At 47.6% G+C, this 20,565-nt stretch carries 23 protein-coding genes; 14 read left to right on the top strand and 9 right to left on the bottom strand.

What is annotated here, in order from left to right:
- Positions 1 to 11: 11 nt before the first annotated feature.
- From MHB37_RS02180 to MHB37_RS02190, 3 genes are all read right to left on the bottom strand, one after another.
- The gene (locus MHB37_RS02180; protein ID WP_076124580.1) at positions 12 to 974 is read right to left on the bottom strand and encodes an L-lactate dehydrogenase; all 963 of its coding nucleotides are present in this window, start codon (positions 972 to 974) and stop codon (positions 12 to 14) included.
- Between the two features lie 400 nt (positions 975 to 1,374).
- Positions 1,375 to 1,875, bottom strand: coding sequence for a CcdC family protein (locus MHB37_RS02185; RefSeq protein WP_076185218.1), 501 nt, complete (start codon positions 1,873 to 1,875; stop codon positions 1,375 to 1,377).
- Between the two features lie 207 nt (positions 1,876 to 2,082).
- Complete coding sequence (locus tag MHB37_RS02190; RefSeq protein WP_036682650.1) at positions 2,083 to 2,343, bottom strand: GlsB/YeaQ/YmgE family stress response membrane protein; 261 nt, start codon at positions 2,341 to 2,343, stop codon at positions 2,083 to 2,085.
- A gap of 250 nt (positions 2,344 to 2,593) precedes the next feature.
- On the opposite strand from MHB37_RS02190, the gene MHB37_RS02195 reads away from it, so the two are divergent.
- The gene (locus MHB37_RS02195; RefSeq protein ID WP_076142066.1) at positions 2,594 to 3,643 is read left to right on the top strand and encodes a lactonase family protein; all 1,050 of its coding nucleotides are present in this window, start codon (positions 2,594 to 2,596) and stop codon (positions 3,641 to 3,643) included.
- Positions 3,644 to 3,772: 129 nt separating this feature from the next.
- Here MHB37_RS02195 and MHB37_RS02200 read toward each other — a convergent pair whose 3' ends face one another.
- Positions 3,773 to 6,040: a chlorophyllase/cutinase-like alpha/beta fold protein gene (locus MHB37_RS02200; protein ID WP_339246092.1), complete on the bottom strand. Its 2,268-nt coding sequence runs from the start codon at positions 6,038 to 6,040 to the stop codon at positions 3,773 to 3,775.
- Positions 6,041 to 6,427: 387 nt separating this feature from the next.
- Here MHB37_RS02200 and MHB37_RS02205 point away from each other — a divergent pair, with 387 nt between their 5' ends.
- From MHB37_RS02205 to MHB37_RS02220, 4 genes are all read left to right on the top strand, one after another.
- Entirely contained in the window at positions 6,428 to 7,555 is a 1,128-nt protein-coding gene (locus MHB37_RS02205) for a sulfate ABC transporter substrate-binding protein (RefSeq protein ID WP_036682645.1), read from the top strand.
- A 93-nt stretch (positions 7,556 to 7,648) separates the two neighbouring features.
- Positions 7,649 to 8,497, top strand: coding sequence for a sulfate ABC transporter permease subunit CysT (cysT, locus tag MHB37_RS02210; protein ID WP_076124574.1), 849 nt, complete (start codon positions 7,649 to 7,651; stop codon positions 8,495 to 8,497).
- Between the two features lie 128 nt (positions 8,498 to 8,625).
- The gene (gene cysW, locus MHB37_RS02215; RefSeq protein WP_076101318.1) at positions 8,626 to 9,489 is read left to right on the top strand and encodes a sulfate ABC transporter permease subunit CysW; all 864 of its coding nucleotides are present in this window, start codon (positions 8,626 to 8,628) and stop codon (positions 9,487 to 9,489) included.
- 117 nt (positions 9,490 to 9,606) lie between these two features.
- Entirely contained in the window at positions 9,607 to 9,831 is a 225-nt protein-coding gene (locus MHB37_RS02220; RefSeq protein ID WP_076101319.1) for a YezD family protein, read from the top strand.
- Between the two features lie 794 nt (positions 9,832 to 10,625).
- Here the strand turns inward: MHB37_RS02220 and MHB37_RS02225 are convergent.
- Positions 10,626 to 10,934, bottom strand: coding sequence for a hypothetical protein (locus MHB37_RS02225; RefSeq protein WP_076134873.1), 309 nt, complete (start codon positions 10,932 to 10,934; stop codon positions 10,626 to 10,628).
- A gap of 179 nt (positions 10,935 to 11,113) precedes the next feature.
- On the opposite strand from MHB37_RS02225, the gene MHB37_RS02230 reads away from it, so the two are divergent.
- From MHB37_RS02230 to MHB37_RS02240, 3 genes are all read left to right on the top strand, one after another.
- Entirely contained in the window at positions 11,114 to 11,527 is a 414-nt protein-coding gene (locus MHB37_RS02230) for a GNAT family N-acetyltransferase (protein ID WP_081393525.1), read from the top strand.
- 230 nt (positions 11,528 to 11,757) lie between these two features.
- Positions 11,758 to 12,390 (top strand): NAD(P)H-binding protein, encoded by a 633-nt coding sequence (locus MHB37_RS02235; protein WP_340394873.1) that lies wholly within the window; start codon positions 11,758 to 11,760, stop codon positions 12,388 to 12,390.
- A 90-nt stretch (positions 12,391 to 12,480) separates the two neighbouring features.
- Entirely contained in the window at positions 12,481 to 14,130 is a 1,650-nt protein-coding gene (locus tag MHB37_RS02240; protein WP_405168893.1) for an NAD(P)H-hydrate dehydratase, read from the top strand.
- A 16-nt stretch (positions 14,131 to 14,146) separates the two neighbouring features.
- Here MHB37_RS02240 and MHB37_RS02245 read toward each other — a convergent pair whose 3' ends face one another.
- Positions 14,147 to 14,602 carry a hypothetical protein gene (locus MHB37_RS02245; protein WP_076142073.1) on the bottom strand — a complete coding sequence of 152 codons (456 nt, stop codon included), beginning with the start codon at positions 14,600 to 14,602 and terminating at the stop codon, positions 14,147 to 14,149.
- A 31-nt stretch (positions 14,603 to 14,633) separates the two neighbouring features.
- A complete protein-coding gene (locus MHB37_RS02250; protein WP_405168894.1) occupies positions 14,634 to 15,533 on the bottom strand; it encodes an SDR family oxidoreductase in 900 nt (299 codons plus the stop codon).
- Positions 15,534 to 15,658: 125 nt separating this feature from the next.
- Here MHB37_RS02250 and MHB37_RS02255 point away from each other — a divergent pair, with 125 nt between their 5' ends.
- The 4 genes from MHB37_RS02255 (at position 15,659) to sdaAA (ending at position 18,397) form a co-directional block, all read left to right on the top strand.
- Positions 15,659 to 16,234 carry a DUF4269 domain-containing protein gene (locus MHB37_RS02255; RefSeq protein WP_076304334.1) on the top strand — a complete coding sequence of 192 codons (576 nt, stop codon included), beginning with the start codon at positions 15,659 to 15,661 and terminating at the stop codon, positions 16,232 to 16,234.
- 2 nt (positions 16,235 to 16,236) lie between these two features.
- On the top strand, positions 16,237 to 16,656 hold the full coding sequence (locus tag MHB37_RS02260; protein ID WP_076304335.1) for a GNAT family N-acetyltransferase: 420 nt from the start codon (positions 16,237 to 16,239) through the stop codon (positions 16,654 to 16,656).
- A gap of 155 nt (positions 16,657 to 16,811) precedes the next feature.
- Positions 16,812 to 17,522 carry an L-serine ammonia-lyase, iron-sulfur-dependent subunit beta gene (gene sdaAB, locus MHB37_RS02265; RefSeq protein ID WP_076142076.1) on the top strand — a complete coding sequence of 237 codons (711 nt, stop codon included), beginning with the start codon at positions 16,812 to 16,814 and terminating at the stop codon, positions 17,520 to 17,522.
- Positions 17,519 to 18,397: an L-serine ammonia-lyase, iron-sulfur-dependent, subunit alpha gene (gene sdaAA, locus MHB37_RS02270; protein ID WP_036682621.1), complete on the top strand. Its 879-nt coding sequence runs from the start codon at positions 17,519 to 17,521 to the stop codon at positions 18,395 to 18,397. Before sdaAB ends, sdaAA begins: the two co-directional genes overlap by 4 nt.
- Before the next feature lie 2 nt (positions 18,398 to 18,399).
- On the opposite strand, the gene MHB37_RS02275 is transcribed toward sdaAA, so the two are convergent.
- On the bottom strand, positions 18,400 to 18,702 hold the full coding sequence (locus tag MHB37_RS02275) for a hypothetical protein (RefSeq protein ID WP_076124555.1): 303 nt from the start codon (positions 18,700 to 18,702) through the stop codon (positions 18,400 to 18,402).
- Positions 18,703 to 18,764: 62 nt separating this feature from the next.
- Here MHB37_RS02275 and MHB37_RS02280 point away from each other — a divergent pair, with 62 nt between their 5' ends.
- Positions 18,765 to 18,962: a YwbE family protein gene (locus MHB37_RS02280; protein WP_036682616.1), complete on the top strand. Its 198-nt coding sequence runs from the start codon at positions 18,765 to 18,767 to the stop codon at positions 18,960 to 18,962.
- A 73-nt stretch (positions 18,963 to 19,035) separates the two neighbouring features.
- Here MHB37_RS02280 and MHB37_RS02285 read toward each other — a convergent pair whose 3' ends face one another.
- Entirely contained in the window at positions 19,036 to 19,758 is a 723-nt protein-coding gene (locus MHB37_RS02285; RefSeq protein WP_076185211.1) for an HNH endonuclease, read from the bottom strand.
- Positions 19,759 to 20,124: 366 nt separating this feature from the next.
- Between MHB37_RS02285 and MHB37_RS02290 the strand changes: the two genes are divergently transcribed.
- On the top strand, positions 20,125 to 20,514 hold the full coding sequence (locus MHB37_RS02290) for a hypothetical protein (RefSeq protein ID WP_249267764.1): 390 nt from the start codon (positions 20,125 to 20,127) through the stop codon (positions 20,512 to 20,514).
- The last annotated feature ends 51 nt before the right edge of the window (positions 20,515 to 20,565 follow it).

Below are 20,565 nucleotides of genomic sequence, written 5' to 3' on the forward strand. Positions count from 1 at the left end.
TTTTTTATGAATTAAACGCTGTCTTCCAGCTGTAGGCTCTCGATGCCTGCACGTACAATGTTGCAGGAGTGGTTCAATTTCTGGGTTTCCTCTGTATTTAAATTAAGCTCCAGCAGCTCTTGAATCCCAGTGTTGCCTATGATGGCGGGCACGCCCGTGCATACACCACTATGTCCGTACTCTCCATCCAGAATGGCGGATACGGCGATAATTTTGTGCTCATCATTCAGGATCGAACGGGTAATGTAGGCAAGTGCGCTGCCAATCCCGAAATGTGTGGAGCCTTTACGGGTGAAAATTTCCCAGCCGGCATCTTTTGTCTTGCGGGAGATATCCTCCAGATCCAAATGCGGGAACCGCTCGCGATGCTGATCTAAAATTTGCAGAATAGGCTTGCCGCCAATTGTTACATGGGACCAAGCTACAAATTGGGATTCGCCATGTTCACCTAAGGCGTAGCCATTAACACTGCGCGGGTCAATGGAGAACACATCGGAGAGCAGGGTTTTTAGGCGCGACGAGTCAATGGAGGTCCCGGTACCAATAATTCTGTGGCGAGGCAGACCTGATATTTTCCAGACCATATAAGTGACAATATCGACCGGATTAGCGGCGACTACGAAAATTCCATCAAATCCCCCAGCCATGATGTTGGTAATGATTTCTCGAGTAATAACCGCAGAGGCTTCCAATACGTCAAGTCGGGTCTGCCCGGCTGTTGGATTAGCGCCAGCGGTTAAGATAACGACATCCATTTTTGCACAATCGCTATAGGTTCCGGCATACACCTTTGTGCGTGTGCTTGTGAAATCCATACAGTGCGAGAGATCAAGTGCTTGTGCCATAGCCCGATCATAGGTGCGGTCGATCATCATAATTTCGTCGCAAATGGCCTGATTAACCATGGAGTAAGCACAGCTTGAACCCACCATTCCGGCCCCGACGATGGCTACTTTTCTCGATTTACTTTTCAATTGCCTTGTCCTCACTCTCTAAAAGTTATACGCAGTATAGGCTTCCAAATGATATTTATTTCAGCATTAAGGTCTTTTGGAAGCTTATCGTTAGGTATGCTTATAGTTTAACGTATCCCTTCGCAAGTTACCTGACATCGGACTTGCAAAGATTATATTTTTTCTGTTTAATGCTGAATAGGTGACATGATGAGTTAGTTATTTCAGGAGATCTATCCCTATAGTGTATGTAAAGTGCTTAAAGAGGATGTAATAAGAGGATGGCTAATTGATGTCAGAAAAGGGTGAAAAGTAGAAAAAAGCAGAGGAGAACATAAGCTTGAGTTACAAGAGGTAAGAAGTCATCTCAAGGATATCGGGTAAGAACCCTGAGATGGCTTCTTAGGATTATTATTGATAATCATGGCTGCGGCAGCAGACTCACCGAGGAGGTCATAGCCTTATAACGCTTGAACATAAAAAATCTCCAATGAACAATCATGCCGAAGGCTAAAATAAAGAACAAACCACCGGACTGTGGAATAGACACATAACGGTTAATAAATTCATGGAGTAAAGTGCGGACTAGAAGAAGTCCGAGCAGGATAAACGCAAAGCTCTTGGAGCGTTGAGCGTAAATTTGTCCATCACGTTGTTCAAAGTGGGTGCTGCGTATAAGAGGATACGCGAAGATGAACCAGCCAATCAAAAAGGCGACTGCCGCCCACCATAATGGGAATCTGACCGCAGGTGCCACAAACATGGCAAAACCCGTCGACATACCGAGAGGTGGAATCCATATTTTTCGAATAGTAACCGGACGTGCGCTTGCTTTTAGACGAATGAAAATAACCATCAGCGCCATGAACAAAGCCCCTAATGTGGAGCCAATATGTAGAAGCGAGGGGTTTATGTTACCCATGATACACGACCTCTCTATGATTTCAGTCACTTGTATCTTCATTATAACAGAAAAACGATGGCAAAACATTGAAGTGTATTGGCTCCATCCCCGCAACAATTCCAGCAGAGGAATTTTTTCTTAAAGGAACGATACATACAAAAATCCCCGCCAGAGCATACTCTGACGAGGATTTATTGATGTGAATATTATTATCTCAGCCCAGACTTACGAACGGCTGCGTCCACTTGTCGAGCGAAGAATAAGGCTCACGATAAAGATCAGCACAACGGCACCGATCAAAGAAGGGAAGAAGTAGAAATCACTTACTTTAGGTCCCCAGCTTCCCAGAAGCACGCCACCCAGCCATGAACCGATAATACCAGCGATGATATTACCGATAACACCACCAGGAATATCTCTGCCCATAATCAGACCAGCCAACCAACCAATAACCCCACCAACGATTAACATCCATAGAAAACTCATGTTACTTCAACTCCTTCGTTTTGTTGTTTGCGATGTCTACTATTAACCTTTGTGACCATCTTTAAACCACATGGAAAAACTTACTTCTTCCGGAACGGTTAGGAAGTAGGCTCTAAATGCAGTTTCGATAATGTATTACAACTATAAACATGCTATAGTGAAAAAATATTATAAAATTATGAGTAAACCCCTATTAGTAAAGGGTAAGTAAGAAGTAATACAATACATAAAAGATAAAGGAGCCACTATTATGGAACGGGCTAATGAGGCATTGTTTTATGTAGGAACGTATAACTCTGAGAACGAGAAGGCGATTCAGTTATGTGCGCTTAGTCTTTTATCGGGGGAAATGAGAATTCTTGAGGGTACCGAGGGAATTGAGAACCCATCGTTTTTAGCTGTGAATAAAGCAGGCAGCGTGTTGTATGCAGTTAGTGAGAAGGATCAAGGTGAGGTTTACGCATATGCAATTGATCCTGCAACTAAAGCGTTGCAATCACTTGGAAGTCGTTCTACGGAAGGCGGCGCTCCTTGTTATGTCTCCATTAGTCCTAAGGAAGATTACATATTCGTCTCCAATTACTCGGGAGGCAATGTTAATGCTTTTCCTGTAAATGAAGATGGTTCGCTTCAAGAGATGTCCGACCAAGTAAAACATGTGGGTTCAGGCATTCGTGAAGACCGTCAGGAGGCTCCGCATCCGCACTCTGTCATTCCGGACGCAAGTGGTAGACATGTGCTGGTGTGCGATTTGGGACTGGATCAAATTGTGATCTATCGCCCTGAAGAGGGCAAACTGGTAAAACATCGTGAGCTTAATCTGCCACCTGGTTCAGGTCCACGTCATCTGGCGGTGCATCCCTCTGGACAATGGATCTACCTGGCGAATGAACTGAATTGTACAGTAACGGCATTTGCTAATGATGAACAGGATGCAAATCTAAATGTTTTACAGCATCTTAGCACGCTTCCTGATAATTATACTGCCGGTAGTGACGATACAGCTTCCGATATTCATGTCTCCCCTTGTGGCAGATTCCTGTATGTCTCCAATCGGGGACAAGACAGTATCGCCCTGTTCCATATCGATGAATTAACGGGTCTGCTTGAAGCAGTGGATTGGCAGGGTACCGGCGGGCGTACTCCGCGTAACTTTGCAATTATTGGGGATAAGCTGCTTGCTGCTAATCAGAATAGTGATAATATTACCTCGTTCTCCATCGATAGTGAGAGTGGCAGATTAATCCCTACAGGAAATGAATTGGAAATGAAGTCACCTGTTTGTGTGCAAGCGTTGTAGGCTGAGACTAGGTTATTGTATGTCGTAAAAATAAGGGCTATTCCCGCAATCCATTCATTTTTTCGTGAGTGGAGGTTGGGAATAGCCCTATTTTGCAAATGAAGTCCTAAGGATAATAGCAAATGATTTTTAAAATGTATTTCGGATACCTAAATCGTAAAAACCGATGTCATCCAGCATGATCCGGTCGCCTTCTTCATCAAGATAGAAGGTGATTTCTGTCAGGTTATCAGGATCCAGCTCTGGTTCTTCCTCTTGAAATTGTTCGAACGGCATCTCGTAGGTTTGAAATACAGCTTCGGAAAGGTCACCGTATTTGCCATCGTTTATCCGCTCTTCAAGCCATGGGAATAACGTGAACTGAGTTTGTGGAAGCGGCAGTATGTCCATTACTTCATCCAGCGTCAAGCGGGCTGAGGTATCATTATGGTCAGTTAACTCCACCTCAACCTTTGGAGGTAGTGGAACATCCATTTCTTCACTAATGTCACCATTCAGATTTGCCATAGAGAACGTAAGGCCATCTGCCCCTAAAAGAGCAGTTTCAGTACGGACACTGTCGTTAAGCTTAATGTTGTAATAAGCTTCTTCGTTTTTGCTGGCTGTGCGTTCAAGGACAACACCATAGGTGGCTTTGCTTTTTGACTCCCGGTCTTTAGCCAGCTCTTCTGACCAAGAAACACCCGATGCTTCTGCTGTTCCCAGTTCTACTGTGTTTTTGTTACGGTCATCGTCGAATGTGGCTACAGGACGATATCCCCCGCTTTGGAATCGATTGTAGTAGGCGGTATCTGGTAACCACTTCAGCCCGCTGCGATAATCCCGGAACAAGCTTTGGTATTCCTCTTTTTTATGCAAGGTGGTCTCCAAGAAAGCTGATACATAGACCTTAGCGATTTGCCGTTGTTTGTCTGCATCCATGATTTGTGCCCGATTTAAGAAGAGTCCAGCTGGCAAGGTCTGATCATACCCGCCCCAATCGCTGTTGAATTGACTGTGATTGGCGTCCGCAATATACAGCGAGCTTTTGAAAGCAGATGATCCTTGGGAATAGGAGGTACGTATATACTGCCGATCACCATAGAAATCATGTACATCTCCATCGCGGGCTCCCTGCAGGGTCAAATAATTGATGTCTTTGAGACGGGCTTGCTGGTCATCTATCGTTTTGTCCGTTGGTGCAAGCGCGATTACAGAGGTTATATTAAAGCGATTAACTGCCGCCATCACCGGATCATCCTTGAACCAACGAGTGGCATCCGCGGCCATAGCTACGGCTTGTCCTCCGCGGCTATGGCCGAGCAGGGCGGTTTTTGTGAAATCTATTTTCTGATAAAAAGGACTGCCCGGATCATCTGAAAAATCTGCTAGCTGCTCTAAATGTTTCAGTAGGATCCAAGTCCGTACTTTAAAATCATTGTCCGGAATACCGGACCAAGCAGAATAATTCAGGAAATTCTCATCGAGCGAGATCGCGATAAATCCCCGGCTTGCCAATAGTCCGCCGAGATAAGCGTACCCGCCATCAGAGTAATCTTCCATCATATGGTTGCCGTGCACCATCAGTACTACTGGATAAGGACCTTCACCTTCTGGCATCCATACGCGACCATTCAAGGGAAGTGCCTTATAATCGAAACCCCAGAATAAAGTGCGCAGCTTTGACCAATCCTTAATATAAGCAGAAGCATCGGCCGTAGAGGATATCAAGCTTGTATCCTTACCGTATTCGGCACGATGTAGATCGGTACCACTGGCATAGGTGAAGGTCTGATAAGCTAGATTACCTGGTTTTCCAGGATCGGAGGCTGTAAGTGGAACAACTTCCGTATCGTTGATGTCGACCGACTCTGAAATAGGCAGTTCTTGCACTCCGCTTGCCAGCGCAAGTGGGGAAAAAGTCACTGCCACTGTTAGCAGAAGTCCTAATGTTATTCTTTTGCTGCGGAGCAGGCCAATGGCTAATCCGCCTAGTGCTCCTAGCAGTGCAAGCACGACCGCAATGACAACCGCAGCCTCAATTTCAAAATCTGCATAATATAAGATTAGTAGAATAGCTCCAAAATCACTCAATACACAGCCTGCGAATAATCTTGGGATACGCAGTCCGGTCAACGCTAGCAGAACAGCCAAGATATTGCCGGAAATCGCCAGCAGGACAGTGCCTGCACCTGCAGCAAGAGCGATATCGGTAGGTTTACCTAATCCAGTAGGAATGCCTAACACGGCAGTACTAAAGGCTAAAAAGCATATTATCCACAGACCGGCTATTGCTGTTCTCCAAACTGCTGTATCGTAACGGTAGGTTCCCCTAATTCTTCGTCCAATTTCTTGAGCCATACGTCTGTGGAGCCGCGGTTTCAACGGCACAGGGACGTACTCTAAATCCATACCCATGACTCTCTCCCCTGACATAAAGCGGTAATTTCTCTTAACCCATAAGCTGTAGCAATAATATTACTTTATAGCATCAATAACAAGTGGATCTTACAGGAACCGACCCCATAGCTTGTATGGTGTGGTGTGTGGGAGTTTTCTTTGACATAGGCTGGAAAAAAAGGTTTGACACAGTTAAAGGGTTTCAGTATTATATCCATATAAACCAACTAAGTAGATAGGAATAATTGAAGAAAGTTCTTACCGTACGAACGGAGGAACGCCTGCATTAGGCTCGCAGACACGGTCTTAGGACCGGTTTGACCTGCCATACGTAGGCTTTCCTCCGTTCTTTTTGTGTTACCCAAGGGTTTGTCTGGTACGAAAAAACATGGGGGAGTGGAAAAGATGAAGAAAAAGATGAATAAAGGGCTTCTTGTAGGGTTTAGCTTGTTGCTGACGGCAGGGCTTACTGCTGCTTGCGGCAGCAATAACAATAACGGCAATAGTGCTAGTCCGGCAACAGACGCACCAGCAACAACCAATTCAGCGGAGGCCACAAATGCGGCTGAAGCCACCAAAACTCCATCTAAAGATCCAGTAGAACTACTGAACGTATCTTATGACCCTACTCGCGAATTGTACGAGAATTATAATAAAGCTTTTGCTGCCTATTGGGAGAAAGAAACAGGACAGAAGGTCACCATTAAACAATCCCACGGTGGATCGGGGAAACAAAGCCGTGCTGTGCTTGATGGCCTGGAAGCGGATGTTGTGACATTAGCACTTGGTTATGATATTGATGCCTTGCAGGAAAAGGGACTGATCAACGAGGGCTGGCAAAGTAAATTCGATCATAACAGCTCGCCTTACACCTCGACTATCGTGTTCCTTGTACGCAAAGGGAATCCGAAAGGAATCAAGGATTGGCCAGATCTGCTCAAAGAGGGCGTAGAGGTTATTACACCAAACCCGAAAACATCAGGTGGTGCACGCTGGAACTACTTGGCGGCTTGGGGTTACGCACTAGACCAGAACAATAACGATGAGGCTAAGGCTGAGGAATTTGTAAAAGAACTGTTCAAGCATGTGCCAGTGCTGGATACCGGTGCGCGTGGATCTACGACAACGTTTGTGGAGCGTGGAATTGGTGATGTGCTGATCGCATGGGAGAATGAAGCCTATTTATCCGTGGAAGAGCTGGGACCGGACAAATTTGATATCGTGAATCCTTCGGAGAGCATTCTGGCTGAACCGCCAGTAGCTATAGTAGATAAGGTTGTGGACAAAAGAGACACGCGTGAGGTATCCGAGGCGTACCTGAAGTATCTCTATAGTGAAGAGGGACAAAAAATCGCGGCTGAGAACTATTACCGTCCTACATTAGATAGTGTGAAAGAAGAATACAAAGATAAGTTCCCGGAAATCAAGCTGTTTACATTGGCTGACAAATTCGGAACCTGGAAAGAAACGCAAGAGAAGCATTTTAATGATGGCGGGATCTTTGACAAGATTTATGTGCCGGGTGCCAAATAACAGATGAATGAAATGCAGGATATGATCATTGAGATTTGTCCCGGTAGGGGCTGATCGGCTAAAAGGCCGAAGGCGAGAAAGGATGAATAGGGGATGAATGTCACCACTACGGCTGCACCAGCAGCAACGCGGCGCAAAATACTGCCCGGCTTCGGGCTGACGATGGGCTACAGTGTATTATATCTGAGTCTAGTGGTTCTACTGCCACTTTCGGCGCTGCTGTTCAATTCTACAGGTCTGAGCTGGGCGAAATTCTGGGATGTAGCTACGGACCCGCGGGTATTAGCTTCGTATCGTGTGAGCCTGTCGACAGCTGCTGCCGCCGCTTTTGTAGATGCAATTCTAGGTCTTTTGCTGGCGTGGGTACTGGTACGTTATGAATTTCCGGGCAAAAGAATATTTGATGCGCTGATCGATCTCCCGTTTGCCTTGCCGACAGCTGTAGCCGGTGTCTCCTTGACGGCGCTCTATGCAGGCAATGGCTGGATTGGGTCTTGGCTTGAGCCGCTGGGATTAAAGGTGGCATTCACTCCGCTCGGGATTACCTTGGCTTTGATGTTCATCGGCATACCGTTCGTTGTCCGGACGGTGCAGCCGGTGCTGGAGGATTTGGACAGAGATATGGAGGAGGCTTCGGCAACCCTTGGCGCAGGCCGCTGGAGAACCTTTCGTTCAGTAGTTCTGCCTGAGCTGTTTCCGCCACTGCTAACAGGTTTTGCTCTAGCTTTTGCTCGGGGCATCGGTGAATTCGGCTCCGTCGTGTTCATCTCCGGTAACATGCCGATGAGGACGGAGATTGCTCCGCTGCTTATTATGTCTAAACTGGAGCAATATGATTATGCCGGAGCTACCGCCGTTGCCCTGCTATTGCTCCTCATCTCTTTCTTAATGTTACTTGTTATTAATACACTTCAGCGATGGGTTCGTAAGACTTCTCGTTGAGGGTAATCGCCGTGACAGCAGACGTCCGAACATGTTCAAACTTACTCGGAGACACTCGATATCTGCCGTTGATATTGAATATTCCAAGCTATCTTGTCTTCGTAAAACCCTTTAAAGGAGGAATGATTTTGGCCGGTACCGTCCCTCTCCATACCCCCCGGCTACAAAAGAATGCGTCCTCGTCCGCGACAACGGAAACCCCAATTGTAAAATGGGTGTTGATCGGAGCGGCTGGGCTAGTCCTTTTTTGGCTGATTGCTCTGCCATTAGTTGTTGTGCTAACCGAGGCGCTGAAGAAGGGCTGGGACGTATATATTGCTGCCCTGACTGATCCGGATGCCCGCTCAGCGCTGCGATTGACGCTGCTTGTTGCGGCGATAACTGTGCCTTTGAATACCTTTTTTGGTGTAACAGCGGCGTGGGCTGTAACCAAGTTCCGTTTCCGCGGCAAAGGGTTTCTGATCACCTTGATTGATCTCCCTTTTGCAGTCTCGCCAGTCATCGGCGGCCTAATCTTTGTACTCGTCTTCGGAGCAAACGGATGGTTTGGCCCTTGGCTGAGCGCCCATGATATTAAGATCGTATTTGCGCTTCCGGGTATCGTGCTAGCCACGTTGTTTGTGACGTTTCCTTTTGTAGCGCGTGAGTTAATCCCGCTGATGGAGGATCAGGGTACACAGGAGGAAGAAGCGGCAATTACACTAGGCGCACATGGGTGGCAAATCTTTTTCAGAGTCACGCTGCCTAATATTAAATGGGGGTTACTATACGGCATTATTTTGTGTAATGCGCGGGCCATGGGTGAGTTTGGTGCGGTTTCTGTGGTGTCCGGGCACATCCGTGGGGAGACGAATACGCTGCCGCTGCATGTTGAGATTTTGTACAACGAATATCAATTTTCAGCATCATTTGCAGTAGCTTCTTTGCTCCTGTTATTGGCTTTGGTAACGATGATTATTAAAAGCTGGTTGTCGCGAAAAAATGCCCATTGACATGACTTTTAGTTCCATGCTAAGTTAATTCATAGTATACTGGTTGGTAATAACGGAATTGAGGAAAAAAGGAATTTAGGCGGATATAATCCTTTGGTGAGAAAGGGAGGCTAGAGAATGGCTAAACCGCTGAAAGTGGACGATTTATGGCTTACGCGGATTGCAGGACTTCTGGATGATATGGAATTTGGCTCATTGCATATTGTGGTTCATGAAGGTCAGATTGTTCAGATGGAGCGTACGGAACGCAAACGGTTTGAGAATAGCAGTGGCAACGCAAATGGACGTTATATTGGTGAAAGCGGCAGCCGGCGGGCCGATTCTCAATCGGCGGGACGTTGATTCAATCTCTGGGCAATCATAAAGGTATATATCATCTTTTTGGATAAAAGATTATGGAGTTGTCACATAAGCCACGAAATGGCTGCTGGGGCAACTCCTTTTTCTTCGTATGCTTGATATTTGGCACGTATGACGCACCATATGACGCACCCCATCGGACTCAGTTGACACTAAACGCAGTATTATGCCACATTTGCCCCGCTAACGGACCGCATAGCCGCTATTGGCATAAAAAACACCACATATGGACCTGATTCTAAGCAATAACGTCCCTGGAGTCCGAAACCACGCTTCAAAAGCTGAAAAGGTGCAAATAACGTCATCTGGGTCCCTAGGTCGCAGGAATGATGATTGTTGAAGCAGACCGCCTACCAGTAAGAACACAGCAAGATGTCATCCGGGTTCGTAGGTCGCAGGAATGATGATTGTTGAAGCAGACCGCCTACCAGTAAGAACACAGCAAGATGTCATCCGGGTTCGTAGGTCGCCGGAAATGATGAGTGTTGAAGCAGATCGCTCATGAGTAAGAACACAGCAATATGTCATCTGGGTCCGTAGGTCGCCGGAATGATGAGTGTTGAAGCAAACCGCCCATGAGTAAGAACACGGCAATATGTCATCTGGGTCCGTAAGTCGCAGGGAATGATGAGTGTTGAAGCAGACCGCCCACCAGTAAGAACACAGCAATACGTCATCCGGGTCCATAGGTCGCAGAGGATGATCTGTCCCTTTACGACATATACAAATGATCAGCCCGTAGGGCAGCTACATATTTTGATGACGCAGTACGTTTGTTAATAACGAGGGGCTTGGCGCGAGGCGGATACGCCCTCCATCAACAGGATGAACGCAGTAATGGCGTGCATAATCCAACCAACGATCGGAACAAAAGCTAAAATCGAGGTGATAATGCCCAGAACGTTCCCCATGAATGGTTTATGTTCTCTTTGCAGCACAACAACGGCTACAGCATGAAGCAAAAAGGCAATGGCCAAAGGGACCCAACCATTAGCAATGATAAAGAGTCCGCCAATCAACGGCAGAGCCAGAAAAGCTTCATAAAGGCATGTTCCCCATTTGAACAGCTTGGCTACAGGAGACATAATGCTTCACCCACCCTTTTAAAAATATTGTTACAGATACTATTCCACACAGTCAGTAAAGGAATTCAAGAATATAATGCTTATCCCTCAGTTTCAAAAACATCCCTAGCAGTGAGCCTTGCCTGTGAACCATGCAGTCGTATATAGTGGGAACAGCAATGCTGAACGGAGGAGTGCGGATGGAAACAACTAGTAAGCTTGATATACGCCATGAACAGCCTTCAGTGGAACAGTATTTGGCGCTGAGAAAAGAAGCTGGGCTGAGTGAAATGAGTGTGGAAGGTGCAGCGATCGGTTTGCCTCGTTCTATTTTTGCGGTAACTTTGTATGAGGAGAATAACTTAATCGGGATGGGACGGGTGATTGGCGATGGGGGATGCTTTTTTCAGGTCACGGATATCGCGGTCAAGCCTTCACATCAAGGACAAGGTTTAGGAAAGTTGATCATGCAGGAAATCAGGGAGTTCCTTAATACTGTACCGGACAAGGCTTATGTAAGTCTGATTGCAGATGGAGAAGCCTCAAAGCTCTATGCACAATATGGTTTTGAATCGGTTATGCCACGTTCTCAGGGAATGTTTTTGCGTCGCTAAGCTAAGGCAAATTCATGCTGCTTTTTTAGTAGAGAGTGCCCCTTGTATTGGTTAAGGGGTTTTTGGTCTGGAAGTGGAGTAGTAGGCGCCATCTGGTTTCGATCGGATTTGAGCGGATAAATAATGTTTAAAGGCTGTAAGGGAAAGCTATTCAGATGAGCATCGAAAAAATAATTGAGCAGAAGGCTGCGCGATAATGGTCTTGCTCGTAGAATGTGAGGAACAACAAGATGGATGTTGTAATATTGGGCGCTTCAGGAACGATTGGAAAGGCAATTGTACAGGAGGCATTAAAAAGAAAACACGAAGTAACAGCTGCGGTACGGAATCCAGAGTCAGTAACTCTCGAACACGAGCGTTTACATGTAACAACGGTGGATATTCTTGATCCGGCTTCAGTAGCGGCTGCGGTCCGTGGCCATGAAGAGGTAATCAGTGCTTATGGACCAGGAGCGGGCCACGATCAGGATCTGATTACGGCGGCAAAAGCGTTGGTGGAGGGTATGCAGACGGCAGGGTTAAATCGGCTGTTGGTTGTTGGAGGTGCAGGTAGCTTAAAGACTGAAACTGGAGAGCTGCTGATGAATACACCGGATTTTCCTGAAGAGTTTAAATCAGTTGCAGAGGCGCATGCGCAGGCTTATGAGATTTACAAAAATACAGAATTGGATTATACGTATCTCAGTCCTGCTGCGGTAGTTCATCCAGGTCGTCGTACAGGTCATTTCCGCATCGGATTGGACCGTCTTATTCTAGATGAGAATGGTGAAAGCAAGATTAGTGTGGAGGATTTCGCTGTAGCTATGGTGGACGAGCTGGAGGAAGGGAATTTTAGTCGGGCCAGATTTACTGTCGCTTACTGATATCAGACTTGCGCCGGACTTGCGCTCGGGATTGTACTTGGAATTGCGTGTGAAGCTTTGGAACGGTAGATAGCGGAAAGGGGCTAAATCATGTATCTGGTAACTGCTGAGCAAATGAGGCAGCTGGACAGCGAAACGATCCAGCAGCTGGGGATTCCAGCGATTGCGCTGATGGAGAATGCGGGAAGAGTTATCGCAGAGGAGATCATCGCGCTTTGCCGGGAGAGAGGCGGGGCAGGCTGCAGGAATGCAGCCAAAGGGAACGATGCCGGGCTAAAGCAGGCCTCGCTGGGTGACCCAGGCAAGGCATTTAAGGTCAGCGCAGATCATGCGCTGACGCTTGCCTCCGCCGCCGCCGAGCGATGGTTCATCCTCGTCGGCAAAGGCAACAACGGCGGCGATGGCCTCGCCGCAGCACGGTACCTTCGCGAGACCGGCATCGCCGTCACGCTCGTCTATGCGGTGCCGCCGGAGTTGCTCTCCGGCGAGGCCGCCCTGCAGCGCGATGCCGCTGCAGCCATGGGCCTGCCTGCCGTAGTATACGGCAGGGATCGGCTGGACCTTGCCGAGTGCAGCGGCATCCTGGATGCGCTGCTCGGCACCGGTGGCGCGGGAGCCCCGCGCGGCGCCTATGCGGAGCTGATTGCCGCAGCGAACAGCAGCGGCAAGGTCATTGTGTCCGCGGACATCCCCAGTGGTCTGAACGCGGACACAGGAGAGACGCATGAGCCTTGCATTCATGCGTCAGTGACGGTATGCCTCGCGTTTCTCAAGCGAGGCCTCCTGCAATACCCCGGTGCAGGCGCAGCGGGGCATGTCAAGGTACGGGCCATCGGCATTCCGACTGCTCTGGCTCTTAACAGCGGTGTGCAGACTCATCTGCTGACACCGGAAGTGCTGCATGCCCATCTGGGGGTCGATCTGGCCCGGCGGCGGTCGCCAGAAGGCCATAAGGGAACTTATGGGCATGTACTCCTTGCTGCCGGCACCTTACGGATGAGCGGCGCCGGACTACTGGCAGCCCGTGCTGCGCTGCGCACGGGCTGCGGATTGGTGACGTGGGCGCTTCCTAAGAAGCTGTTACCTTCCGTCATCGGTGTTGTTCCTGAACTCATGCTGGCTGATGTAGGTGGCAGTGAAGAGGGAAACTGGGAGGCTGAGACCGCGCCCGAGCTACTGAAGTTAAGCGAAGAGCGAGATGTAATCGCTGTGGGACCAGGTCTTGGACGGTTCCCGGGTGATACAGATTGGCTTCGCAGTCTTTGGGAAGGCAGTGATTGCCCGCTGGTTATCGATGCGGATGCTTTAAATATTCTGGCTGACTCCGATTATAAGAGTTGGGCGCGGCGCCGTCATTCTGTAATTCTGACACCTCACCCAGGCGAAATGGCTCGCCTGGCTAACCTGACTACGGCTGAGGTCCAACGTGACCGAATCGGTCTGGCTATGGACTATGCCAAGGAGCATGGGGTTACGCTTGTGTTAAAAGGAGCACATACCGTGATAGCAACTCCTGAAGGGCAAGCTTATGTAAATACCACAGGCCATCCCGGCATGGGCACTGGTGGAGCTGGTGATGTGCTAACGGGCATGATTTCCAGCCTGCTGGCTCAGGGACTTCATGCTACGCAAGCAGCAGCTTTTGGGGTATACCTGCACGGATTAGCAGGAGAGGGAGCAGCCCGTCAGCGGAATAATCCGGCGGCTATTATTGCCGGAGATATCATTGAAGCGCTTTGAGTATCCCTAATAAGGCTTATGACAGCAGTAAGCAGAGCAGTGGCAGAAATAGGGCGAATACTGGCAGCAACAGAGGAAACCTTTCTACACCAAGCTGGGTCACTCTGAGAAGGAGTAGTCCAAGGACTCCACCCAGACCCCATAGCAGATACTCTGCACCTTGTTCCGCTGCCAGCCATAGACCTGCACCAAAACCCGTGACGACATATACAGCAAGGGGCAGGATAGGGGATTTGGAGCGCAGAATACGCAGCAGTACATCTGCTACTAACGCCGCAGGCAATCCATAAGCATAAATGGCATAAGGAATCGATAGTGGCCAGCCTTCAGGAATTCCATCGGATTGTGGAAATCCAAGCATAAGTAAGGTAATAAGGACGTAAGTTAGCCCTGCGCAGGCTAATTTGGTTAATGCGTACATGCCACTGCTTAGGCGGACAGAAGAGATATCATAATCATTTATCTTATTCATTTGATATACATTCCTCTCGTGGTGTAATGCATCAGCTGGTGACCATGTCTCCACCATTGACATGAATACATGTCCCGGTAACATACGAAGAATCCGGTCCCGCTAAATAAAGATAGGCTCCTGCTAACTCATATGGCTGTGCGGCACGTTTAAAGGGTGTATCCGTCCCAAATACACTAACCTCATCTGCAGAGTAGCTGGAGGGAATTAGTGGTGTCCATACAGGTCCGGGAGCTACGCTATTGACACGAATGCCAGAGTCTACGAGTGATAAGGCTAAAGAGCGGGTAAAGGAGACGATCGCGCCTTTAGTTGAGGAATAATCTATAAGCTCTTTATTTCCTTGATAGGCAGTAATGGAAGCAGTGTTGATGATGGCTGCGCCTTTTTTTAGATGTGGAAGTGCGGCTTGTGTCAGGTAAAAGAATGGAAATATATTCGTCTGAAACGTTTGGTAGAGCTGTGCTTCCGTGATATCCAGAATACTTTTTTGCGGATACTGGACGCCATGATTGTTGACGAGGATGTCCAGCTTGCCAAAAGTGCGAAGGGTATGCTCCACAGCCTTGAAGCAGTTTTCCTTAAGCCGTAAATCAACTTCGATCCGCAAACAACGTTGCCCTAATTCTTCAATTCGCCGCTGAGTGACCTCTGCATCTGAAGCTTCGTATAAATAAGCTATAGCGACATCTGCGCCTTCCTTTGCAAAAGCAATGGCCGCCGCTTTACCAATTCCGCTGTCGCCTCCGGTGATGAGCGCAATTTTTCCTTTTAGCTTTCCGCTGCCGGTGATCTCCGGATTTTCACTGATGGGGCGAGGATTCATTAGACTCTCTAGACCAGGCTGACGGTCTTGGTGCTGTGGGGGAAAAGCAATAGGCTGTTCCTTACATATCGTTTGTTCCCCATAATAGGGGTAGGTGGGGTTCATTTTTACATACACTCCTCCTTGCCTTCTATCTTCCGTATATTTCTATGCATGCGCCTAGAAAAGCGTGCGCTGTTATCCGGTCCTGCCTGTGTTTATAACCTAGTTCGAGGGAGCGTTTGTCAGAGATGAATGATTGGCGAAACATAGATTATCTGAATTGTGGAACTCCAGTGCAAAAAGAGGTCTATACCCTGTTAAGAAAATTAAATATTATGAGTTTGCTGGCCGACTATAACCCGGTGCTGGTTGGCACAGTGCCGCTTGGAATTCAGGTGAAGGGCAGCGATCTGGATATTATTTGTGAGGTGCATGATTCCGTAAAGTTTACGGACGTTGTTAGTCGATATTTCGGAACCATGGATGAGTTTACTAGTGTATCGCGTGTGGTTGATGGGGTCCCACGAACGAAAATTAACTTTATGGCCGGTGGCTGGCCTATAGAACTGTTTGGGCAGCCGCGACCCACAGCTCTGCAGAATGGTTACTTACATATGATCATTGAAGCGGAAATTCTAGCTCAGCTGGATAATGATTTTCGCCAGCAGATCATTACAATGAAAACAAACGGGTGGAAGACCGAACCTGCCTTCGCGCAAGTGCTGGGCTTGGAAGGTGACCCTTATGAAGCGCTGCTGATGCTGGAAAAGCTTCCGCGGAGTGCTCTTTATGCTTTTTGTCATTCTATACAAGCGAGGGGATAGACATGAATTATCGAGAGATGATTGCGGATGATTATGAAGCTGCCTACCAGCTATGGGAAAATACAGAGGGAATGGGACTTAGTGAAGCGGATTCGAGACTGGAGATTGCGCGTTATCTGGAGCGTAATGCTGGCTTCAGCCAGATCTGCGAGAATGAAGACGGCCGGATTGTAGGAACTGCATTGTGTGGACATGATGGGCGAAGAGGTTATATGTATCATGTTGCAGTTAGTAATGACTGCCGAGGCATGGGCATCGGGCGTGAGCTTGTAAAGCGTTGCCTCGGTAATTTACATGCAGCTGGTATCGCAAAATGTCATCTGATGGTGATTGGAACCAATGAACAAGGAAGAGGATTCTGGGAAGGGATAGGCTGGCAGTATAGAGGTGGAATTATGTTATACTCCCAGGATATCTTGTGATACATAAGATGTGAAATGAAAATACTATCTAAGTAAAATATCATTAGATTAGAAGTGGATATATCACAGCAAATGTAACGGTGAACTCCGACTGCCAGTGCAGTATACTATATATGAGTTTGATAATTGCCTATTTTGCAGGCAGGAGGTCTTTTATGCGTTTTAAAGATGTGTTTTCAATTATTGGTCCGGCCATGGTCGGGCCTTCAAGCTCGCATACAGCCGGTGCGGCACGGATCGGAAGGGCTGCAAGGCAGGTGCTGGGTGAAGTGCCGCGTGTGGCAGAAGTGACGTTTTTTGGTTCTTTTGCAGCTACTTATCAGGGCCATGGCACAGACAGGGCTATTGTCGGAGGACTTTTGGATTACGCTACCGATGATCATCGGTTACCCGACTCTCTGGAGTTAGCGGCTGAAGCTGGGATGGAAGTATCTTTTGAGCAAGGAACGGGATTGTTTCCTCATCCTAACACAGTTAAACTGCATCTTATCGGACAAGAGACAGGAAGTGAGCTGACTTTAACGGGGACATCCATCGGTGGTGGAAACATTGAGATCGTCGATGTGGATGGTTTTGGAGTAAAGCTTACGGGAATGTATCCGACGGTATTGATTCATCATATGGATTATTTAGGTGTTCTGGCGAGTGTTACAGAAGTGATGCGTAACGGACAATTTAATATAGGGCATATGTCTCTGGATCGGAAGAATCGCAGCGGTGCAGCCTTAACGGTACTGGAGCTGGATGAAGCTGCTACTCCAGAGCTTATTGAAGCGCTTAAAGCGCTCACTGCGGTGAAATCAGTGAAATTGGTTAATTTAAACGAGGGTAAGCAAGATGAGAAGGGGAAGGAAAGCTTAACATGAATTTTCAAACACTTAGTCAACTGGCTGTATTATGTGAGGAACGTGGCCTTACCATTGGAGCCCTTATGCTTGAAGAGCAAAGCGCGGAATCGGGACGTTCCAGTGAACAGGAATTTGCCACTATGCGTGAATATTATGGGGTGATGAAAGAGGCTGTTCATCGTGGGATGCATGAAGATACCACTTCGCGCAGCGGTCTTACGGGAATGGATGCCCAGCGTGTAGGAGCCTATAACGCAGCAGATGAACCATGCCTAGGTGGACCCGCTGGTCAAGCAATGGCCTATGCCTTGGCTGTGTCCGAGGTTAATGCCTCAATGGGCCGCATAATTGCTACACCTACCGCAGGTTCATGCGGAATTATTCCGGGTGTATTTCTCAGCTGCCAGGAACGGTTTGGCTGGGATGATGACTATATGGTTTCCGGTTTGTTCGCTGCAGGAGCGATCGGTTATGTCATTGCCAACAATTCGTTTGTATCTGGTGCAGAGGGTGGCTGTCAGGCGGAGGTCGGGTCGGCCATCGGGATGGCGGCAGGAGCTTTAACCGAACTGCGTGGAGGAACGCCTGCACAAGCAGTGCATGCTGTTGGACTGGCGCTTAAGAACACATTAGGACTGATTTGTGATCCGGTGGGAGGACTTGTAGAGATTCCTTGTATCGTTAGAAACGGATTCGGTGCAGTGACCGCGCTCGCCGCCGCCGATATGGCACTAGCTGGCGTACGTAGCGTGATTCCTTCAGATGAAGTAATCAAGGTCATGCTTGAGGTAGGCTCAGCTATGCCAGAAAAACACCGCGAGACCGCAGGTGGCGGATTAGCACAGACACCTACCGGCCGCAAGATCATGCAGGATTTACGTAAAAAGAAGTGATTTTAGAGCATTTTGAAACGTTCCAACTGTTCCCATAATCCTTCCTTCCGAAGGATTTCTGCTTGTTTGGGTCCCAAAAGGTCAAAGTGGGGGAATGGCGAACGATTATGAATATATTTAGCCGGCAGTCCATTTTCCTCACACCAATATGTTAGTCTGGTTAGGTCACTACAGCCGACCTTGGTGACAGTAGTCATGCCGGGAAAACGCGGGTCTAGCCAGTAATGGGTTAAGAAAGCGATCTCTCCTGCGGAGACAGCCTTTTTCCAGCGGGTTAATTCTTCTCTGTTGATGCCGAAGGCCATTACGTCTCCTCCTTATGTAGTATAGTTGACAACATTATAACCCATTGAAAGGGGATTACATCATGAACGGACAGGTAAGAGCCGATATTCGTCCTGGGCTTGAAGTGGATATCGTGCTTAAGCAGGATCAGCCGACGGGTAAGCTAACACATGGAACGGTAAAGGATATTCTCACGAACTCACCTCGACATCCGCATGGCATCAAGGTGCGTTTAACCAGTGGACAGGTAGGACGAGTTAAGAATATTGTTGCTAACTAACAACAATAAACTTTACCTTTGATTTTTATAAAAAAGCGCCCCTAATCAACAGAGATTGGGGCGCTTTTCTTTTTTATCTGCTCATAAAATCCTCAACGGACTGATCGGCTTTGGTCTGATTACATAACGTACAAGCGCAAACGCAATTATCCGGAGTAGTATGGCCGCCTTTAGCACGGGGGAGCAAGTGATCTATAGTGTCTCCATAGGAGCCACAGAAGTAGCAAGTATAGTTGTCTCTGGTCAATATATAAGCACGGAAATCCTTATTGCTGTAAATCCGGCGGATGGTTCGGCGATTCACTACGATAGCGGCATGTTCTCTGACTAGAGTAACTGCAAGCTCGTAGTCAATTTCCTGATGCCAGCGCCGTCCTTTATCACTGTGGCCACGCATTAGAATTTTCCCTTTGGCAGAGGGAATCAATTGCGTTGGATCTTCGGGACTCAGTTTCGCGCCTTGAGAATGAGAATGTTTCCTTCGTTGTTCCAAGCCCCGTATGCGCTGATTTGGGTTGGATTGCGGTGAAGAAGCAACCGTGGAAGAAGGCTTTCCTTGTTTGGAGCGTTCCTTGACAGCCAAAGAAGGGGATTGAATGGTATCAGGTTGTACTGGAATGGGACCTGCTGCAAGAGTGAGATCTATGTTTTGTCGTTGTTTGCGGCACTCCCGACAAGCGCCACGGCGAGACTGGCCTTTGGAACGTTTGCCGGTACGTTTACGAAATTCAGAGAGCGGCTTCTGTTGCTGGCAATAGGTACATTGTTTGGTGGATAAAAGATGGGTATCGTTCATAGATATGTTAGGTTCAGCGCAACTTAGCGCCCGTCCTGTCTCCTTGTTTTTTAGGATCCAATGTATTTTATTTATTAGATTCAGTCGGCAGGGTTAACATTTCGTTCTAATCTTAGTATAGCGTAAAATACAATCGTTCACATCGCACTCAAAAAAAGCTTAAATACGGCTTTTTGTGTGATATCTGTCTTGGTGACATTCAGGAAAAACATGTAAAATCGAAAAGAGCTGTAAGGAATGCTCTACTTTTTAAACATGGGAAGGGGTACTGAAATGAAGCCAACCAAAAGAAGGCCGTTTACGGTAACATTGCTTTATATTTTTCATATATTTTTGGGGGTTGGAGCGTTAGCAGGAGGCGGGTCAATGGTCATAGATCCTAGTGGTGATCTGATACACATACCCACATCTATGCTGGAAAGATCGCCATTTTCAGATTTTTTAATTCCGGGTATTTTGCTATTCATCGTATTTGGTATCCTGCCCATGCTCGTGTTATATGGGTTGATCAAGAGACCAGAATGGCATTGGGTGAATACTTTGAATCCCTTTAAGAAATTATATAGCTTCTGGGCATTGTCCCTATATATCGGCTTTGGTCTAATTATTTGGATTATGGTACAGACGTATATGCTCGACAGTGTGGTAATCATACATCTGGTCTATATGAGTCTAGGGCTTTTGATCCAAGCTGTTACGCTGCTTCCTTCCGTACAAAGTTACTTTTTGCTGGACGGCGGTACCGAAAGACGTTAAAATTGCAGTGAACAGAAGGTATTTCATTAGTCTGGGCAAGGAGTGAACCGG

The organism is Paenibacillus sp. FSL H3-0286, from assembly GCF_045040705.1.
Taxonomy (GTDB): Bacteria; Bacillota; Bacilli; order Paenibacillales; family Paenibacillaceae; genus Paenibacillus_AQ; species Paenibacillus_AQ odorifer.

Excerpts from the sequence above, each read along its gene's own strand:
- MHB37_RS02185 (WP_076185218.1), bottom strand. The coding sequence starts at position 1,875 with ATGGGTAACATAAACCCCTCGCTTCTACATATTGGCTCCACATTAGGG.
- MHB37_RS02190 (WP_036682650.1), bottom strand. The coding sequence starts at position 2,343 with ATGAGTTTTCTATGGATGTTAATCGTTGGTGGGGTTATTGGTTGGTTG.
- MHB37_RS02195 (WP_076142066.1), top strand. The coding sequence starts at position 2,594 with ATGGAACGGGCTAATGAGGCATTGTTTTATGTAGGAACGTATAACTCT.
- MHB37_RS02200 (WP_339246092.1), bottom strand. The coding sequence starts at position 6,040 with ATGGGTATGGATTTAGAGTACGTCCCTGTGCCGTTGAAACCGCGGCTC.
- MHB37_RS02205 (WP_036682645.1), top strand. The coding sequence starts at position 6,428 with ATGAAGAAAAAGATGAATAAAGGGCTTCTTGTAGGGTTTAGCTTGTTG.
- cysT (WP_076124574.1), top strand. The coding sequence starts at position 7,649 with ATGAATGTCACCACTACGGCTGCACCAGCAGCAACGCGGCGCAAAATA.
- MHB37_RS02220 (WP_076101319.1), top strand. The coding sequence starts at position 9,607 with ATGGCTAAACCGCTGAAAGTGGACGATTTATGGCTTACGCGGATTGCA.
- MHB37_RS02225 (WP_076134873.1), bottom strand. The coding sequence starts at position 10,934 with ATGTCTCCTGTAGCCAAGCTGTTCAAATGGGGAACATGCCTTTATGAA.
- MHB37_RS02230 (WP_081393525.1), top strand. The coding sequence starts at position 11,114 with ATGGAAACAACTAGTAAGCTTGATATACGCCATGAACAGCCTTCAGTG.
- MHB37_RS02235 (WP_340394873.1), top strand. The coding sequence starts at position 11,758 with ATGGATGTTGTAATATTGGGCGCTTCAGGAACGATTGGAAAGGCAATT.
- MHB37_RS02240 (WP_405168893.1), top strand. The coding sequence starts at position 12,481 with ATGTATCTGGTAACTGCTGAGCAAATGAGGCAGCTGGACAGCGAAACG.
- MHB37_RS02245 (WP_076142073.1), bottom strand. The coding sequence starts at position 14,602 with ATGAATAAGATAAATGATTATGATATCTCTTCTGTCCGCCTAAGCAGT.
- MHB37_RS02250 (WP_405168894.1), bottom strand. The coding sequence starts at position 15,533 with ATGAACCCCACCTACCCCTATTATGGGGAACAAACGATATGTAAGGAA.
- MHB37_RS02255 (WP_076304334.1), top strand. The coding sequence starts at position 15,659 with ATGAATGATTGGCGAAACATAGATTATCTGAATTGTGGAACTCCAGTG.
- MHB37_RS02260 (WP_076304335.1), top strand. The coding sequence starts at position 16,237 with ATGAATTATCGAGAGATGATTGCGGATGATTATGAAGCTGCCTACCAG.
- sdaAB (WP_076142076.1), top strand. The coding sequence starts at position 16,812 with ATGCGTTTTAAAGATGTGTTTTCAATTATTGGTCCGGCCATGGTCGGG.
- sdaAA (WP_036682621.1), top strand. The coding sequence starts at position 17,519 with ATGAATTTTCAAACACTTAGTCAACTGGCTGTATTATGTGAGGAACGT.
- MHB37_RS02275 (WP_076124555.1), bottom strand. The coding sequence starts at position 18,702 with ATGGCCTTCGGCATCAACAGAGAAGAATTAACCCGCTGGAAAAAGGCT.
- MHB37_RS02280 (WP_036682616.1), top strand. The coding sequence starts at position 18,765 with ATGAACGGACAGGTAAGAGCCGATATTCGTCCTGGGCTTGAAGTGGAT.
- MHB37_RS02285 (WP_076185211.1), bottom strand. The coding sequence starts at position 19,758 with ATGAACGATACCCATCTTTTATCCACCAAACAATGTACCTATTGCCAG.
- MHB37_RS02290 (WP_249267764.1), top strand. The coding sequence starts at position 20,125 with ATGGTCATAGATCCTAGTGGTGATCTGATACACATACCCACATCTATG.